Raw genomic sequence first — 16,899 nt, forward strand, 5'->3', positions numbered from 1 at the left:
ACCTGGGCAACCCGCTCTACAACGCGCTGCTGGCCCCCGTCTTCGAATGGGGCATCGCCATCTATGACCTCGAGCTGACCGAGTACAAGGAAGGCAGGAAGAGCAAAGCCGCGCTGATCAGGGACCTGAAGGCCATGGGACGCAAGGCCGCCAAGCAGCTCACCAAGGACTACGCGGCCACCCCGGCACTGGCCCTGCTCACCGGCTCCGGCAAACAAGCCCTGTACGGGACCCTGGCAGCCAACGCGGTCCGCAACCTCTGGGCCCACGCGGTCATCTTCTGCGGACACTTCCCCGACGGCGCCGACACCTTCACCGAGGACATGGCCGACGGCGAAACCCGCGGAGACTGGTACGTGCGCCAGATGATCGGCTCGGCCAACATTTCCGGATCCAGGCTCATGCACCTGATGACCGGCAACCTCTCCCACCAGATCGAGCACCACCTCTTCCCGGACCTGCCCTCCAACCGGTACGCGGAGATCGCCCCCCAGGTCCGCGAAATCTGCCGCCGCTACGGGCTGCCCTACACCTCCGGGCCGCTGCTCAAACAGGTCGGATCCTCATGGGCCAAAGTCTTCAAACTGGCATTACCGGACCGCCTGTCACCCAACAGCGGGGTTCCCAAGCAGCGGCACTAAGAGAGAGGCAGAACAACACCGGACCCGGTCCCCTCGCCTTCCCAGCGAGGGCCGGCGGAGTCGCTGCATCTACCCGTCCTTGCTGCTGCTCTCGCCCCAGTGTCGAACGTACCGAACTGACTTCCGGTCACTGACCGGGCCTAATGGGTGGTAATCAGTTTGACCGCTACGATGCTGCCGGCGGCGACGGCCAGGACAATGCCGCCCCAAAGGGCTCCCGCACTGGAGGGTTTGCCGCTCAACCGTTCAACGACAAGGCCCACGACGGCAAGGCGGACCAGGATCAGCGCCGCTGCCGCGGCGAGGCTGATCCGGCTCTCCAGCTGTCCAAGGGCACCGACGCCGACCCTGACGGCCGGCATGAGGCCGGACGTCAGGATCGGAACGGCGTCACGCAGTTCCTGAAGGACTTCCCCACCGGAGACCTTCCCGCGCAGCGCCGAAGCACTGAAAGTGTGCGCGAGAACGTGCGCCAGGAATGTGGTCAGCGCCGTTCCGATGACATAGACCAGGGCTTCCCCGGTCCGGACCGCAGCCGGGCTGGAAGCGACGATAGCGGCCAGCACCAGCAGATTGCCGTACACATAAGCCGAAATCCGGCTGACCGCACTGACGGGGTTCAGGTGCCCGTCTGCCCTATTGCGCAGACGCAGAATGAACCACTGTCCGCGACTGATCATGACCCCCAGCCTAGCCCGGTAGTTCCTGGCGCATGCCGGCGGACCGTTGGCAATTGCGCCGATAAAGGCGCATGCTGATCAGGAGCACAGCCGTGAGACTGAAGCCGAAAAGGTTTCCGTAACCGGCGGTTCTCGCGCAGCACCCAGGCCCCCTGGCCACCTAAACACCGGCCGGGCTCCGTTAGAGCCGTCAAGCAGCCGGCGGTTTCGACGGCGGTAAACACGCTGCAGTCCCTGGAACAGATATGCACTCCTGACGGATAAATAGGGAAAGCCCCTCGGGAGGGGCTTTCAGCGGATTGGACAGTTGATCTTTGGTATTGATCAGCGGTGATGCGCTCCTCCTCCCTGGGCACTGCGCGCCCTGCCGGTTTTCGTAGTTAACAACTCTAATAATTGCCCCGGCTGATCGTCCAGCGCACGAGCAGCCGGTGCCTTCCAGATCAGGCTGGGTCGGGGGCAACTCCTTTGAAGGGCAGTCAGCACCGCGACCCAGCCTGAGGTCGTCATCTGTTTGGAGCCTGAGCGGCTATTTGCTTTCTGATGCTCCCTTGGTGATCCAAAAGACCGGAGGTTCCTCCGCGTTGACTTCCCAGTCTCCGGAGATCCGTGCCTTGTAGATCCACGGGTTGTGTGAGGCGATTGTGCGGGCATTGCGCCAGTGCCGGTCCAGGCTGACGTCCGTACCCACGGCTGATGCTCCCAGAGCGTCGAAGAGCCGGGTTGATGCTGTGAGGACTTGCTGGGTAATGGTGATCTGGGTATTGGCTGCTGTGATCTGGACTTGCGCCGCCAGGGATTCAGCCTCGGCCCGGTCGCCGTTCTCGGAGACACGGCGGAGTTTTTCCATCCGGCCAGCCAGATCAACTACCAGTGTCTTGGCCGTGTGCGCGGCCGCCGCCAGTTCCCCGACGACCTGCAGGACCTGGGGATCTTTGCGGGCCTGGCCCCCGTTGCCGTGGGAGTAGACGCGGTTTCGCCGGGCGACCAGATCCGCGGTATCGCGTACCAGCGAACGGAGGATGCCAGCCTGTAGCGCATACAGGAAGTTTTGGTAGAAGGCATCGGCGTAGAGGTATTCGCCGAAGCCGTTTCCGATGTTCTCGACGTTTTCACTGTCCACGACCGCGTTTTCGAAGACTGTGGTTCCACTGCCGGTGAGCTGTTGTCCGAACCCGTTCCAGTCATCGACAAGCTTCACGCCGGGCTGGTTGACGTCCACGACGAAGGCCGCGACTTCCTCAGTGTCTGCTTTGGTCGCGTAGCCGTAGATGACGTCCGAGAAGATGGATCCGGTGCTGTAAAACTTCTTGCCATTCAGCAGCCAGTTGTTGCCTTGGCGGGTAAGCGTGGTGGCAAGCCCGGTGGCAGAGGGCGCAGATTCTGTTGTGGCGTTGCCGATGAAAAGGCCCGCGGCAGCGCGGCTGAGCCATGCGGCCCGGTTGGGGGCGCTAAACGTGTTCAGGCGGTCCTCAACGAAACCGAAGTGGCTGCGCAATGAGTGTGCGACGTGTGGGTCGTATGAGGCGAGCTCGATTACCAGGCCGAACAGCTCGGGAAGGTCCAGTCCGTGGCCGCCGAACTCAACGGGAACGCGCAGGGTTCCGAAACCGGCTTCCTTTAGTTTGGCGATGGGCTCGAAGGGAAGCTCACGCCGTTCGCTTCGCCCCAGCGCGCCCTTCCCGATTTCCTGGAACAGGGGCCGGAATTCCTCCAACAGCGATTTGCGGGCTGTATCCATTGTCATGTTTGTTCTCTCCTACCTCGGCAGCCCGTTACAGGCTGGACAGATCTGCGTTTTCCCAGGCTTCTTGGGCCTTGTCCAGAGATTCCTCCACGCCCTGCTGCCCGCTGAGCGCCAGGGACAGCTGGTCCGACAAATCCTGGGTGGCTTTGAGGGAGTCCGGCCCGGTCGGCCACAGCAACTGCTCGTCATCGAATCCTTCGGTGTGCAGGGACGCGAAAGGATCCTTATCGGTGTAGGTCTTCGATTCCAGGAGGTCACGGTCGTAGGCGGGCCAGTTTCCGTCACCGATGGCGATCAGCTGCTCGGATGTTTGAGGTCGCAGCAGCCACTGAAGGAAGGCGGCCGCTGCCTGCGGCTGTTGGGATCCGGTTGAAACGCCCCAGACCTCGGCGTTAACGGTGACCGGCTTGACTGTGGAGTTGCCGCCCCCGGGAAGCAGCTGCACTGCGGTGTACTTGCCGGCAATCTTCGACTGTTTCGGGTCGGCAGCGACGTACGTAATGTCTCCCCAGTTATCCGCCAGGGCGACTTTCCCCTCGAGGAAGGCGGACGTGGCCTGCTGCCATGCAACTTCTGCCGGAGTCGGAAGAGCGGCGTTAATCTGCTTCGTGAACTCGGTCAGGGCCGCAATCGCCTCGGGGGAGTTGATGACGGGCTTGCCTGATCCGTCCAGATAGCTGCCGCCGAAGCCGGAAAGGCGGTTGCCATAGGACATCAGGATCGTCGTGTTGTCCTTGGTGGCCTGGATCGCGGAGCCAAAGTATTCTCCCTTGCCCCGTGCAGTGACCTCGTCGGCAACGACCGTGAACTCTTCCCAGGTGGTCGGTGCATCAAGCCCGAACTTTTCGAGGATCTCGGTATTGAAGAACACCAGGTCCCGGACGCCGCCGTAGGCGATGGCATACTGCCTGCCCTGGTACGTGGTTGAAGACTTGAAGCCGGCGGCCACGTTGAGGTTGGCCACACTCGGGTTCGCTCCGGCCCAGTCGGTCAGGTCGACCAGGCCGCCCGCGGTGACCAGGGTGCCGATCGTAGGGTACTGGAACTGGTAGATATCGTATTGGCCGGCGCCGCTTTGCACATCCAGCAGCTGCTTCTGCGCCAATTGCGTATACGGAACGGGCGTTGCTGTAAACGTTCCTCCCGTTTCCTTTTTGAACAGTTCGGATACGTGTCCCCAGATAGCCCCATAGGAGGAATTGACCAAGGCAGTAAGTGTCAGATCTGCGAAATCGAAATCGCCGGTCGATTCTCCGGGCAGGGCGCTTGCAGCTGCTGCATCGCCGCAGGCGGAAAGCACCGGCAGGGCGGCAAGGCTCAGTGCGCCGACTCCCATGGCTTTGAGGAGCGAGCGGCGGGCCATGTGCTGGCGGAACGGGTCAGGAGTCATGTGCGGGTTATCTTTCTCATCCAAAAGGTTGGTGATGAAGGCAATTCGGAGTGCTCAGGCGTTGACGGCGCTGGGCGCAAACGCGCCGCGATATGCTCCGCCGGGATGCTCGGTGGGCAGGTAGTCGGTGCCGAAGACCTTGTGGCGGGCGGTCCCCGGAGTGTATTCGCGCTTGGCAAGGCCGCGCTCCTGGAGCACCGGGATCACGTGTTCGATGAAGTCGGCGTAGCTGCCGGGCCGGGTGGCGTTGATGACGTTGATGCCGTCGACTCCGGCATCGCTCCAACGCTGGAGCGTGTCGGCGATCTGCTCGGGTGTGCCGACAATCCGGCTGCTGCGCCCCTGGAGCCGGCCCAGGTCCTCGACCGTTGCCTCCCGCCCCTGCACGGACTCGCGGGTCCACTGGATCAGGCTGCGGGTGCCCTCAGACGCGTCAATCTCGCCCAGCGGGGTGTCGAGCGAGTGATGGCCGAAATCAACACCCAGCGCGCCGCCGAGGTGCGCGACCATGGCGTCGAGGTCCATGCTCTCCTCAAGGTCCGCTTCCTTGCGGCGTGCTTCCTCTTCGGTGCTGCCGATGACGAAACTCAGTCCCTGGACGAACTTCAACGCATCCGGCGCACGGCCGGCCTCCACCACCCGCCGGCGGGTGTCCTCAATCAGACCGCGGGCCTTTTCCGGAGTCGGTGAAATGATGAACTGCAGTTCGGCGTTGCGGGCGGCGAAGTTCCTGCCGGCCTCGGAGGAGCCGGCCTGGAACAGCAGGGGGGTCCGCTGCGGTGACGGTGCCACCAGATGCGGGCCCTCCACCTCGTACCGGGGACCGGCATGATTGATCTTGTGGACCTTGGAGTAGTCCGCATGGATGCCGCGTTCCTTGTCCTGCAGCAGTGCGCCCTCGTCCCAGGATCCTTCCCAGAGCTTGTAAGCGACCTCCAGGTACTCGTCCGCCCATAGATAGCGATCGTCGTGAGGAGTGAGATCCTGGCCGAAATTCCGGGCTGCGTTCTGCAGCGAGTTGGTCACGATGTTCCAGGCGAGACGGCCTTTGGTCGCGTGGTCCAGGGTTGACATCCGACGGGCGAAGTTGAACGGATGCTCCTGAAGCACGGAACTGGTCACCGCGATCCCGATGTCCTTCGTGGCATGCGCTATGGCCGAGACGATCACCGAAGGATCGTTGCTGGGGATTTGCAGGCCTGATTCGACGAACTTCCGGTAGGACCCGCGGTGGTCGCCGTAGAGGCCGACGACGTCCGCGAAGAACAGGAAGTCGAAGCGGCCCTTTTCCAGCAGCCGGGCGAGATCGATCCAGTGGTCCAGATCGTTGAAGTTCGTCTGTTCTGCCTCGGGCCGGCGCCAGGCGCCCTGGATGATGTGGCTGGTGGTGTTCATGACGAATGCGGAAAACAGTAAGGGTTTGGACACGGTTTCTCCTGGTTGTATTTTTGGCGGCCGCAGCGCGGCGCGGGTTTTACTTGACGGCCCCGGCGGTGGCTCCTTCGACCAGCTGCTTCTGCGCGGCCAGGGCCAGTACGTACATGGGAATAACGCCGATGAGCGCGGCGACGGCCAGCTTTCCGTAGTTGATCTCCTTGCCGGAGGACTGGAAAATCGACAGTGCCACGGACAGGGTCTGCGATGCGTCGGTCTGCGAAAACGAGACCGCGAAGAGGAATTCCGCGAAAGCCAGGAACAGGGAAATGAGGAACGCGGCGGCCAGCCCGGAACGGATAAGCGGAACGATCACCGTGAAGAATGTGCGGACCCGGGATGCCCCGTCCATCCACGCGGCTTCCTCGATCTCCCACGGAACCTTGCGGACGAAACCGTCCAGCATCCAGGCTGCGACGGGAACGTTCATCAGGCCGGTGATAATGGTCAATCCTGCGACCGTATTGATCAGGCCCACCTGCTTCCACAGCAGGAACATCGGAATAAGCGCAACGACCGGCGGGACACAGTACGAGGCGAGCAGGATCGAGAGCAGACGCGGCCCCGACGCCTGGTGACGTGCCGTGTAATAGGCGGTCGGCGCGGCAATCGCGATGGAAATCGCGGCGGCCCCCAGCGCCACAATCCAGGAATTTCCGACATAGTGGAACAGGTTGCGGGACAGGGAATCGATCGCTTCGGGCCAGTTCTCCCAGTAGATCTCCGAGGGGATCCAGGAACCGTTGAAGACATCGGATCCGCGCTTGAGCGACAGCGACACCAAGTAGAGGATCGGGGCCAGCGCCAGCACCACGGCAGCGGCCAGCAGCCCCTTGCCGGCCATCCCGGCGGCCACCGCGCCTGGGCTTTTATTCGACATTGTCCTATCCCTCCCTCGACAGCGAGGACTTGCGCCAGTACACGAGCAGCGCCGTCGCCAGTCCCACCACCAGACCGAAAATGAGCGTCATCGCAGCCGCCGTGCCGGTGTCGTACGAGCCGTCGAACGCGGTGCGGAAGATAGCGAAGCTCGAGAACGTCGTCGAAAAGCCGGGCCCGCCGTGCGTCACCGCATAGGCGACGTCGAAGACCTTGAATCCCCCAAGAACCCGGAAGAGGAACACCATCGCCAGCGTGGTCTCGATCGCCGGCAGCACGACATACCGGAGCAGGGACAACGCGCCGGCGCCGTCAAGCCTGGCTGCCTCAATCTGTTCGTGGTCAACCCCGAGCAGGGCGGCGAACACCAGCAGCATGACGAACGGTGTCCACTGCCAGACCTCGATCCCCAGCAGGGCCACGAAAGCGGTCGGGCCCTCGGCGAAGATTTCCGGCGGAGCAACTCCGATCGCATTCCACAGTCCCGTCAGCCCGCCGCCGGCCGGGGAGAGCAGCACCTGCCACACCACGGCCACCATGACCGGAGGAGTCACCATCGGCAGCAGCAGGATGGTGCCCACGGCACCGAATCCCGCCCTGCGCTTCCACAGGGCCAGGGCCAGAAAGGTCCCCAGCACCAGCTCAATGGCTGCGGCAGCAAAAGTGAAGACCGTGGTCCTGAGCAGCGAACCGGCGAACGCCTCCTCGGCCAGGGCCGCTTCGAAGTTCTCCAGTCCGCTGAACTCGCGGAAGGGCCGGGCCAGCGTTGAATCCGTCAGCGCGAGCCCCAGCATGTAAAGCGTGGGGAAGACCACGAGCAGGACAACCATCCCGAGGCCGCCGAAAGCCCATCCTCGGCCCGGACTATGGTTTGCCGCCCGGCTCCTGCCATGGACCCCGGCCTTCTGCTTCTTCCTGTGCGGCTTAAGACCGGTGCCACTGCCTCTGTCGCCGGGCGGCAACGGGGCGTCACCGCCGGTACCGACTTCCTTCTCAAGGATCTGAGTGTCTGAGAGTGACATGGACAAACCACCGGTCTGATCGAGGACTTTTCCCCAAAACTAGAGCCTCAATACTTTTGCACCCATGGTCTTTGACCTCCCGTGACTATCGCGCCCGAACCGTGCCCCCGGAGGCCCCCGGATGTGAAGCCAGATGACCTGCGATGACGCCATGTTGCTTCGGCAAACAAAGCAAGGCGAGAACTGATATGCAGAATGGTTTGGGGTCGCTCTGCCACCGAGCGACAAATACAACGGCTATGCGACACCCAAGCCGTGCGCCATTATTTAGAAGTGGAACGCATGTACATAGCGGGCGGGGCGTCTTGAGGATGAGGCTGAGTGCGTTCCAGGTGCCAAATTCAAATGCCTGTCATTTTGAAGTACACCCCAACCTGACGCCAGGCGAATACTCGAAAAGCTGTCAGAATAGGATCAAAATTGCCATTTCTTGACATAGGTTCGGGAAAGTCTTGGCTTTCAACCTGACATTCTTGGGTTTGGAGGTTCGGGTGGCGGATCATATCCATGTCCCTGGTGTGTGTGCGGACTCACCTCCGGACCGGGAAGACCAGGCATTTGTCAACGGTTCACCTAACTGTGACTACAACCACTGACCACCGCACCCAGGACGCGCTCCTCCTCGACGAGCACGCACAGAATCTTCTCTTCCGCCAGGCCCGCACGGCCAACGCATTCACGGACGAGACCGTCACCGACGAGCAGATCGCCGCGATCTTCGAGCTCGTCAAGTGGGCGCCCACGGCGATGAACGGCCAGCCGCTGCGCGTCATCGTCGTCCGCTCCGCCGAGGCCAAGGAGCGCCTCCTCCCCCATCTGTCCGAAGGCAACCGGGCGAAGACGGCGGCCGCCCCCGCCACTGCCCTTCTCGCTGCGGACATTGACTTCCACGAGGAACTCCCGCGGACCTTCCCGCACTTCCCCGGCGCCCGCGACATGTTCGCCGGTGACGAGGAGGCACGCGCCCGCACGGCCGAGCTCAACACGGGCCTCCAGGTGGGCTACGCGATCATCGGCATCCGTGCGGCCGGCCTCGCCGCTGGCCCGATGACCGGCTTCGACGCCGACGCGATTACCCGCGAGTTCTTCCCGGACGGCCGCCACCGCGTGCTCGCCGCCATCAATATGGGCAGGCCCGCCGAGAATGCGTGGAGGGACCGCCTGCCCCGCCTTCCCTTCGACGAGGTCGTCACAGCCCTCTGAGCCTGACTGACGGGCGCGGCCCTGCCGGGACCGCCCGTCCGGCCTGCATCGGCCGGCACCACTGCCACTCCGCGGCCACAAGACCATCCTCAGGTCGTCACCACTGCAGTCAGTGACCGGCACTTTGCTTGGTCGTGTAGCCGACTTCGAACATCGCCACTCCGTGGCCTCACTGAGCTCCCCTACGCCGCCTCAGTTCCTTTCAAGGCAGGAGCCTGACAAGACGCAGACGGGCCCCTGCCTGCGCAAGGAGCGGATCGTCTTTCCGAGACGTATTTAAAGGGATAAGAACCAATGCGATGCGTCTGGTTCGAGTACACCCAATCTGACGATTTGGGGCAGGAGGGCGGGGTGGCGGCTCAGCCGGGTACGCCTCAGCGGTGCCGGCTCTGCACGCTTACAGTTTTCCCCATCAGTCGGCCTCCAGGCTGAGGTACCGGTAGACCGTGGCGCGGCTGGCCCCGATGATCCTGCCAATGTCGGCAGGTCTCAGGCCCTGGGCCTTGAGCTCATGGGCGCGTTTGACGTTCCGGTCCCCGGCGGTGATTTCGCGCCGTCCAGCCCGCCGGCCGTGGGCGGCGGCTGCGGCCATGCCTGCCCTGGTCCGCTCGGCCAGCTGGTCGCGTTCGAGCTGGGCGAATGCGGACATCACCGTGAGCATGGCCCTGCCCATGGGGCCGGTCGTGCTGATGCCTTCGGTGACGCTGCGGAAGTGCACGCCGCGGCCTTCCAGGTCATCGATGAGGGCCGGCAGGTTGCGGGTGTTGCGGCCCAGCCGGTCCAGCTTCCAGACCACCACCTCATCCCCGTCCCGCAGGTGCTCGAACATCCTGTCCAGTTCGGGCCGGCTGGCTCGCGTGCCGCTGACGCCAGGGTCCGTGAAGATCCGCCGGCAGCCGGCGGCCTTCAGGGCCGCGTGCTGCAGGTCCGCGTTCTGCTCCAGAGTGCTGACCCGGGCGTATCCGATGCTTGCCATGACGCTCCCCTTCAGTCCCATCAAAGGCCATAATTCCGATTCCTGGGAATACCGGAAGTGAGACATATTGATAAGACATGGCCGAGGCCGGGAATCCGGGACTTTCACGGGCCGGCGGCAGCCCGTGCTGCCGGTCCTAGCAAACGATCATTTTATGAGATGCGGCATGGCGGAGCTTTAACATCTAGAGAACTTCGTGGCGTATGCGCCGACGCAGCGCGGTGTTCCGAATCCCCGACGTAGGACAGCGCAGTGCCTGGCACTGTCCTCGAACTGCGCAGGCAAGACCACCGATGGCTTACCGCACCTCCAATCCGCGAGCACTGTTAACAATCACCGTTCTTTGAGACCGAGCAGTGAACCCGAGTGGTGCGAGTCAATGCCGTCTTCCTCTCGACTGGGGACCTTAGAATGCGAGTAACACCAGAAAAGGGTTGGTCAGGGGGAATTGGCACTTCTAGTTCTAGTTAGTTCAAAGTTTTCGTCAGCGGCCTTAGGATCCACGCGCGGCTTGAACTCTCTGATGTGAGCGGCAGTTCTAAAGTGACCGTAGGCGGCAGGTTCGGCTGACCGTTGGCGGCAGAACATGTTGACCGCCGGCGGCGGTTGGTTTTGACCATGGGCGGCAGGTGTTTTTGACCGGTTGTTCCGGCGCCGCCTGCGTCCTGTGCTGGTGATGTTCCTTTTCGTTCCCCCGTGTCGGTACGGGGAGAGCCCCTTCCTTCTGCGTGAAATGGCGATGCCAATCGTTGTTTTCACGCGTGTTTTTGAAGGAAGGCGCTCGTATTGAAGTCTCCAGGGGAGTTCATGGAAATTCTAGCGACCTATGATTTGACCCGGTCCTACCGTGCCACCGCCCAGGTCTGCGGTGTCTCGCATAACACTGTCCGGGCGTACGTGAAGGCCCGCGACGAGGGCCGCGGCGCCCCGGCCCCGCGCCGTGTCGGGCGCAAGACCGATCCCTTCGAGGAGCAGATCCGTTCCTGGGTGAAGCAGTCCAGGGGCAGGATCCGTGCCGATGTCGTGCACGGGCGCCTTCTGCCGCTGGGCTATACCGGCTCCGAACGCACGACCCGGTCGGTGGTGGCCGCGATCAAGGAGGAGTACCGGCTGCAGCATACCCGGGTGCACCGGCCCTGGGTCCCGGAGCCCGGGCTGTGGCTCCAGTACGACTTCGGCGACGGGCCGAACGTTGCCGGGGCCAGGACGGTGCTGTTCTGCGCGTGGCTGGCCTTTAGCCGGTTCCGGATCGTGATCGCGCTGCGCGACCGCACGGCCCCGAGCGTGTTCTCGGCCCTGGACCGGGCCTTCCGGCTCATCGGCGGGGTCCCGACGTATGTGCTGACCGATAACGAGAAGCTGGTCACCACCGAGCACGTGGCCGGGCTGCCGGTCCGCAACCCGCAGGCCGTGGCGTTCTCGCGGCACTATTCCACGGTCGTGCATACCTGCCTGCCGGCGGACCCGGCCACCAAGGGCGGGGTGGAGAACGCGGTGCGGGTCTCCAAGGCGGACCTGGTGCCTACGGAGGCGAACCTGCTGCCGGCCTACGGCTCGTTCGCCGAACTGGAGGAGGCCTGCACGGTGTTCATGGACGAGGTCAATTCCCGGGTGCACCGTGCCACGCTGGAGATCCCGGCGCAGATGCTGCGGGTCATCGAGGCCCCGCGCCTGCACGCGGTCCCGGCCGAAGCGTTCGTGATGGCCTTCGGCCAGGTCCGCCGGGTCCCGCCGCAGACACCGATGGTCACGTTCGACAACGCCCGCTACTCGGTACCGCACCAGCTGCTCGGGCAGAGCGTGTGGGTGAGGGATGCCGGGGAGCAGATCGTGATCGTGCACGCCGGCGCCGGCGGTCCGGTGGAGGTGGCCCGGCACGCACGCACCCGCCCGGGCGTGCCGGCGGTCAACGAGGACCACTTCCCTCCGGCTCCCGCCGGGGCCCTGGCCCGCGAACCGCGGCCTGCCTCGCCGGCGGAGAAGGCGTTCCTGGACATCGGTGAGGGCGCCCGGCTCTGGCTCAGGGAAGCGACCGCGGCGGGCACGCAGAAGATCCGTTCCAAGATGGACCGCGCCGTTCACCTGGCCAAGCTGCTGGGCGCCGGCCCGGTGGACCAGGGCCTGGGCGCGGCGGCGGTGCACCACCGGTTCAACCACGAGGACCTGGTCTCCATCATCGAGGCGGCCGCCACCGGGGAACCGGCCGCGAACCTGCGCACCGTCACCGACCCCGGCCGGTGGCTGTCCCAGGGCACCGGCGGCTGGGCCGGCTTCGGCACCACCGGCACGGACCCCGAGGTCAATGAACTCGAAGGAGACACCAATGCCCGATAACGCCGCCCCTCTCGCACCGGCGATCGGTACCGTGATCGATCTGATGCGCACGAACCGGATGCCGCACGCCCGTGCGATCGCCGCGGACGTGCTCGCCACCGCCCGGGCCCAGCGCTGGGACCCGGCCGAGGCCGTACGCGTGCTGCTTGAGGCCGAAGCCACCGGGCGCAACCGGTCCATGCTCGCCACCCGGCGCAAACGGGCCGGGTTTCCCACCGGCAAGACCTTCGAGGTCTGGGACGATGCCCTCTCCTCGATCCCGGCCGCGACCAGCAGCTACCTGCGCACCCTCGAATGGGTCCGCCGCAAGGAAAACCTGATCGCGTGCGGGCCCTCCGGCACCGGCAAAACCCTGCTGCTCGAAGCCCTCGGCCAGCAGGCCATCGACGAGGGTATGACCGTTTCCTGGTTCACCCTCGAGGACCTCGGCGCCCTGGTCCGCCGCCACCGGATCGATGACAGCGTGAACAAGGCCATCACCAGGGCCACCGCCGCGGATCTGGTCTGCATTGACGACATCGGCCTGCTGCCGGTCTCCGGCGACGCGGCCGAAGGCTTCTACCGCATCGTCGACGCCGCCTACGAGAAACGGTCCCTGGCCATCAGCTCGAACATCCACCCGGCCGGCTTCGACGAGCTCATGCCCAAAACCATCGCCACCGCCACCGTGGACCGGCTCCTGCACCACGCCCACGTCTGCCAGACCAGCGGCGAATCCATCCGGCTCATCCAGGCCCAGAACGGCAAAGGAACCCAACCCATGACCTAAAAACCGAGCCCCCGGGGCGCCGGCAGCCAGCACCCGGCACCCCGGGCACCCCCGGTCAAAACCACCTGCCGCCGGCGGTCAATCCACGCTGCCGCCACCGGTCAGAAACCTGCCGCCACCGGTCAATCGAAACTGCCGCCCACGGTCAGGAACAGATTGCCGTTGACATCTGATTTGGGACAACACCGAGAAGAGTCGACTTTCTCAAGCCATGTTGTACCCGTGGACTGCTAGATGTCGCCTTTCCGCGCTTTCCAAGCCTGAATGCTGAAACCGCTTATGCAGAATAGGAGTTCGGATTGTCTGAAAGCACAGTCGAAGCTCAGGTTCCGGTAGATGACCGCACCGGTGAAACCGAAGAGGAGGTAATTAATCGGTTGAGCGCACAGCGCGCCAACGTATCAGCGACCGACTGGACAATCGAGACCCTGGTGAATCAGCTGGAAAAGGGGCGTATCGATCTAGCACCGTCTTTTCAGCGCCGAGCCGCGTGGACACCGCCGCTCAAGAGCAAATTCATTGAATCGTGCATCCTCGCCTACCCGATTCCGCAGATCGTCTTGGCCGAAAAGCGCGAGCGTCCCGGACACTTCATTGTCATCGACGGTAAGCAACGACTGCTCACGCTGCGACAGTTCTATGCCGGCCTACCGTCACATGACGACGGAGCATTCAAGGCATTTCGGATGTCCACTGTCACGGTCCTCGAGTCCATCAAGAACTTCAGCCTGGACCGAATCCAGCGCGAGAAACCCGAGTACTTTGATGCATTCGAGACTCACACAATAAGAACCGTCGTCATCCGTAACTGGGAGTCGGACGATTTCCTGTTCGCATTATTCCTTCGCCTAAACACTGGGAGCGTGCCTCTTTCGCCACAAGAGTTGCGTCAGGCGCTAGTACCAGGACCTTTCGTGCAATACGCCGACGAGGCGTCTGGAGACAGCTCCGGACTGCAGTTACTGCTGGGCAATAGCGGCCCTGACCGTCGAATGGTGGATGCTGAGCTATTGATCCGGCTGGTTGGTCTGCGCCTCGGCCCGGTGCAATATAGCGGCAACCTGAAGGACTTCCTCGACAAGACATGTGCCACATTGAACAACGATTGGGGCTCCAAAGAAGTCGCTGTAGTCGAATCGATCGCGCAGATGGAAGAGGCCATCACTACAGCAACAGAAGTTTTTGGTCAAAGCTTTGTAGCTCGTAAGTGGACCACCGACCGCTTTGAACGCGCTTTCAACCGCGCTCTCTTCGATGTCCAGATCGGTGCCCTCTTGGATAGCGGATGCAGGGCTTCAGCACTTGCCCGCGCAGATGAATTGAAGGCGGGCTTCCAGCGGCTGTGCAACGAGAACGCAGCCTTTGTCCGCGCTATTACGTCTACAACCAAGACAACGGAAGCGTTTAGAATCCGCTTCTCGGCTTGGTACGAGACATTCGAACAGATCACGGGCGTGCGCCCTGCCTGGCCGGCCGCATTGTCTGCGGTCGCTCCGTGAGGTAGCCATGTCTGACAACATCACCGATCTAAGAAAGGACATCGGCAAGTTGGGGGATCTCCTTCTCCCGCAGCCGCCCTCAAGCGAGCCACCCGGAGATAATCCCCTGGCAGCTGAGCCGAGCCCGGAGGAGTCCCTGCAAATCCGAGCTTATCTAATGCTTGCCCACGCAGGTATTGAGGAAGCCATCGAAGATGCCATATCCAACTCGGTAACTTCCTCGATTGAGTTACGCCACGTTGCACCGCCTGCGGTTGCTCTCCCGCTGGCCACTAAATATGCCGACGACCTAATCGGACAAAACGGCGGAAAAGTTCCGAAGCCCGAGTGGATCGCGCAAAGACTTCCAGGAATCTATAAGACCAAGGTCATCAAGCCCAATAATGGCATTCGGCGCAAGTCAATTGATTCGATGTGCAAGCCGCTCGGGATCGACGTCAACGAACTCGGCGTTGACGTCTCGAATGCACTAGCGGCGCTTGATACTCTCGGCGCCAAGCGGGGCTTAGCAGCTCATACGCTACTCGGAGCAGCCCAAGAGACGGTGCACGCCAAAGACGCGCAGACTTGGGTTCAAGACGCCCTTGATGGTCTAGGCACACTCATTCCGCTGATAGAAGCGGCAATTAGCACTAGGGAAATTAGGGCGACGCGCGAAAGCGGTCCTGATGACGTTGAGGGATAAAGAAGGGCTGAGGCGCCGCAAAAGTCGCTACTTTGCCCTAGGCACCGATAACAGCGCATATGTCGTTTGATCCCGGAAACTAAGTACCGTGGCAGGGCATGACGGTTACGTCGTTAAAACGGACACTCCCGACTAAGAGGAAGTACGAACGGACAGAAATTTGTTCCCTCTCAGTCAATAGGCAATGCTGAGGTATTGAGTTCTTGTCGGCTCCGTACATTATCTAGAAAGCCACGTACCGTCATCAACCATTCTCGTTGCGATGGACTGAACCCTTGGGTGTGGAGACTCTCGGGGATCACCAGGCGAAGGTTCTCGGCCTTCATCTCGGTGGTCTGGTCTTCCGAAATTCCTGGCTCCAAGGTTAACAGGTGCTTGTCCTCGATCCGGTTAGCTTCGTTGAGAACCTGGCGCCAACGATCCTTCAAGGTGGTTTTGGCGCCGAGCATGGTCAGGCCAGAGGCGGGGAAGGTTGGATCGTGGTATGCGTCCTTGGAGGGGAAGAGGAAGTCGGGCTTTTTCTTCCCCTCTGTCGTGGCCTGTCTTGCATACAAGATGTCATTACGTTGGAGAACGGCCTCTATGTGCAACTCGAGTGAACCACCCGCACGAGACTTGCGGCGGTTATTGACCGACAATGACAGTTTGAGGAAAGCTTCCACGTCAGCCTCTCCGGATGCAGTGGTGAAGCCAGCGGCGACTTGCTCGGCAATCCGCTGCTTCTCAAGTGTCTGGAACAGCCGAGTTTCCATCCGGACCCAGCTCATCAGTGTTGTGTCTGGTTCCAAGACAGGGTTGGCGTCAGGGACGAGCGACTGCGCGAGTCGTGCCATTTGAAGGCCGCTGGGCCATTTGTCGTCTTCAATGAAGCACCGGGGTATGTGCTCGAGGAGTGAATCATCACTGAGGTCGACTTCAATGTCGAGAAGCCCGAGGAGCTCTTCCACAGACAGCGGATCGAGGTCCGGCTGTCGGTCACTGCCAAGCCCGAAGGATATTGTTTCCTGGGCTTTGAGACCGAACATCCATTCCAGCTGGCGCAGAATAGTAGTGCCTTGCCTGACGAAGATCAGGTATATGCACTCTTCGTCACGCTGGGCTACGAAAAGTGTATCTCCAGGCTCAACGCGGGAGATGACCGGTTTGGCCTTGACCCGGTATAGCAGGCGGTACTCCGCAGGACGGTGGGACTTGAACCTCCGCGGATCATACCAGGTAGCTATGGCATCGATGATTTCCGGGGCTTCGGCAGTATCGTCGTCAAGGTAGACATAGCGGCCTTGAAGGAGACGCTTGTCCGGAGGGGTTCCAAGCATCACGCGCAGGCCGTCCGTGCCCCCGATTTCGCTCTGCCTTGAGCGTGTGGCATCAATGTCGACGGCGGAGAGCTTCTTGGCTGCGAATGCCTTGAAATAGTCACCAATCCTAATCACGAATTAACCTCATTGATCGACGCAAGTTTCTTGGAACGCTGGGATCGTATGGCTACCACAGGCTCAACAGTGTCCAGTCTGTCGGTTGTTACTGCTGGCTGCTGTTGGGCAGTTGGCGCAATAGAACTGCAACCGCGGGCAGATGTCAGGTTATAGAGCAAACGCTGTCGTTGAAGAGCAGCTTCACGCCCCGAGGACAGGGACTTG

Annotated in this window: 14 protein-coding genes; 6 read left to right on the forward strand and 8 right to left on the reverse strand. The window is 62.3% G+C overall.

Translation table 11 applies throughout. From position 1 onward, the window contains the following. Positions 1 to 641, forward strand: a 641-nt coding sequence (locus AC5RWU_RS19110) for a fatty acid desaturase family protein (protein WP_494037142.1), incomplete at its 5' end; no start/stop codon positions are given. A 140-nt stretch (positions 642 to 781) separates the two neighbouring features. On the opposite strand, the gene AC5RWU_RS19115 is transcribed toward AC5RWU_RS19110, so the two are convergent. The 6 genes from AC5RWU_RS19115 to AC5RWU_RS19140 all read right to left on the reverse strand — a co-directional run bounded on the left by AC5RWU_RS19115 (position 782) and on the right by AC5RWU_RS19140 (position 7,793). Then, a complete protein-coding gene (locus tag AC5RWU_RS19115) occupies positions 782 to 1,321 on the reverse strand; it encodes a hypothetical protein (protein ID WP_494032533.1) in 540 nt (179 codons plus the stop codon). Between the two features lie 529 nt (positions 1,322 to 1,850). Continuing rightward, positions 1,851 to 3,068: an acyl-CoA dehydrogenase family protein gene (locus tag AC5RWU_RS19120; protein WP_494032532.1), complete on the reverse strand. Its 1,218-nt coding sequence runs from the start codon at positions 3,066 to 3,068 to the stop codon at positions 1,851 to 1,853. A 28-nt stretch (positions 3,069 to 3,096) separates the two neighbouring features. Beyond that, on the reverse strand, positions 3,097 to 4,458 hold the full coding sequence (locus tag AC5RWU_RS19125) for an ABC transporter substrate-binding protein (protein ID WP_494032531.1): 1,362 nt from the start codon (positions 4,456 to 4,458) through the stop codon (positions 3,097 to 3,099). A gap of 54 nt (positions 4,459 to 4,512) precedes the next feature. Then, positions 4,513 to 5,853, reverse strand: a complete 1,341-nt coding sequence (locus AC5RWU_RS19130; protein WP_494032536.1) for an LLM class flavin-dependent oxidoreductase — start codon at positions 5,851 to 5,853, stop codon at positions 4,513 to 4,515. Positions 5,854 to 5,932: 79 nt separating this feature from the next. Continuing rightward, positions 5,933 to 6,772 (reverse strand): carbohydrate ABC transporter permease, encoded by an 840-nt coding sequence (locus AC5RWU_RS19135; RefSeq protein ID WP_494032530.1) that lies wholly within the window; start codon positions 6,770 to 6,772, stop codon positions 5,933 to 5,935. Between the two features lie 4 nt (positions 6,773 to 6,776). Then, on the reverse strand, positions 6,777 to 7,793 hold the full coding sequence (locus tag AC5RWU_RS19140) for a carbohydrate ABC transporter permease (protein WP_494032529.1): 1,017 nt from the start codon (positions 7,791 to 7,793) through the stop codon (positions 6,777 to 6,779). A 579-nt stretch (positions 7,794 to 8,372) separates the two neighbouring features. Here AC5RWU_RS19140 and AC5RWU_RS19145 point away from each other — a divergent pair. Further along, positions 8,373 to 8,996, forward strand: a complete 624-nt coding sequence (locus AC5RWU_RS19145; RefSeq protein ID WP_494032528.1) for a malonic semialdehyde reductase — start codon at positions 8,373 to 8,375, stop codon at positions 8,994 to 8,996. A 412-nt stretch (positions 8,997 to 9,408) separates the two neighbouring features. Here AC5RWU_RS19145 and AC5RWU_RS19150 read toward each other — a convergent pair whose 3' ends face one another. After that, positions 9,409 to 9,972: a recombinase family protein gene (locus tag AC5RWU_RS19150; protein ID WP_494032527.1), complete on the reverse strand. Its 564-nt coding sequence runs from the start codon at positions 9,970 to 9,972 to the stop codon at positions 9,409 to 9,411. A 786-nt stretch (positions 9,973 to 10,758) separates the two neighbouring features. Between AC5RWU_RS19150 and istA the strand changes: the two genes are divergently transcribed. The 4 genes from istA to AC5RWU_RS19170 all read left to right on the forward strand — a co-directional run bounded on the left by istA (position 10,759) and on the right by AC5RWU_RS19170 (position 15,259). After that, positions 10,759 to 12,306 (forward strand): IS21 family transposase, encoded by a 1,548-nt coding sequence (gene istA / locus AC5RWU_RS19155; protein WP_494032526.1) that lies wholly within the window; start codon positions 10,759 to 10,761, stop codon positions 12,304 to 12,306. Next, positions 12,296 to 13,075, forward strand: coding sequence for an ATP-binding protein (locus tag AC5RWU_RS19160; RefSeq protein WP_494032525.1), 780 nt, complete (start codon positions 12,296 to 12,298; stop codon positions 13,073 to 13,075). Before istA ends, AC5RWU_RS19160 begins: the two co-directional genes overlap by 11 nt. 299 nt (positions 13,076 to 13,374) lie before the next feature. Next, positions 13,375 to 14,574 (forward strand): DUF262 domain-containing protein, encoded by a 1,200-nt coding sequence (locus AC5RWU_RS19165; protein ID WP_494032524.1) that lies wholly within the window; start codon positions 13,375 to 13,377, stop codon positions 14,572 to 14,574. A 7-nt stretch (positions 14,575 to 14,581) separates the two neighbouring features. Then, a complete protein-coding gene (locus AC5RWU_RS19170; RefSeq protein WP_494032523.1) occupies positions 14,582 to 15,259 on the forward strand; it encodes a hypothetical protein in 678 nt (225 codons plus the stop codon). 170 nt (positions 15,260 to 15,429) lie between these two features. On the opposite strand, the gene AC5RWU_RS19175 is transcribed toward AC5RWU_RS19170, so the two are convergent. Beyond that, a complete protein-coding gene (locus AC5RWU_RS19175; protein ID WP_494032522.1) occupies positions 15,430 to 16,692 on the reverse strand; it encodes a type II restriction endonuclease in 1,263 nt (420 codons plus the stop codon). Positions 16,693 to 16,899 lie beyond the last annotated feature (207 nt).

This window comes from Arthrobacter sp. B0427-1-12 (assembly GCF_059092905.1).

Excerpts from the sequence above, each read along its gene's own strand:
- AC5RWU_RS19120 (WP_494032532.1), bottom strand. The coding sequence starts at position 3,068 with ATGACAATGGATACAGCCCGCAAATCGCTGTTGGAGGAATTCCGGCCC.
- AC5RWU_RS19115 (WP_494032533.1), bottom strand. The coding sequence starts at position 1,321 with ATGATCAGTCGCGGACAGTGGTTCATTCTGCGTCTGCGCAATAGGGCA.
- AC5RWU_RS19130 (WP_494032536.1), bottom strand. The coding sequence starts at position 5,853 with ATGAACACCACCAGCCACATCATCCAGGGCGCCTGGCGCCGGCCCGAG.
- AC5RWU_RS19150 (WP_494032527.1), bottom strand. The coding sequence starts at position 9,972 with ATGGCAAGCATCGGATACGCCCGGGTCAGCACTCTGGAGCAGAACGCG.
- AC5RWU_RS19170 (WP_494032523.1), top strand. The coding sequence starts at position 14,582 with ATGTCTGACAACATCACCGATCTAAGAAAGGACATCGGCAAGTTGGGG.
- AC5RWU_RS19160 (WP_494032525.1), top strand. The coding sequence starts at position 12,296 with ATGCCCGATAACGCCGCCCCTCTCGCACCGGCGATCGGTACCGTGATC.
- AC5RWU_RS19125 (WP_494032531.1), bottom strand. The coding sequence starts at position 4,458 with ATGACTCCTGACCCGTTCCGCCAGCACATGGCCCGCCGCTCGCTCCTC.
- AC5RWU_RS19135 (WP_494032530.1), bottom strand. The coding sequence starts at position 6,772 with ATGTCGAATAAAAGCCCAGGCGCGGTGGCCGCCGGGATGGCCGGCAAG.
- AC5RWU_RS19140 (WP_494032529.1), bottom strand. The coding sequence starts at position 7,793 with ATGTCACTCTCAGACACTCAGATCCTTGAGAAGGAAGTCGGTACCGGC.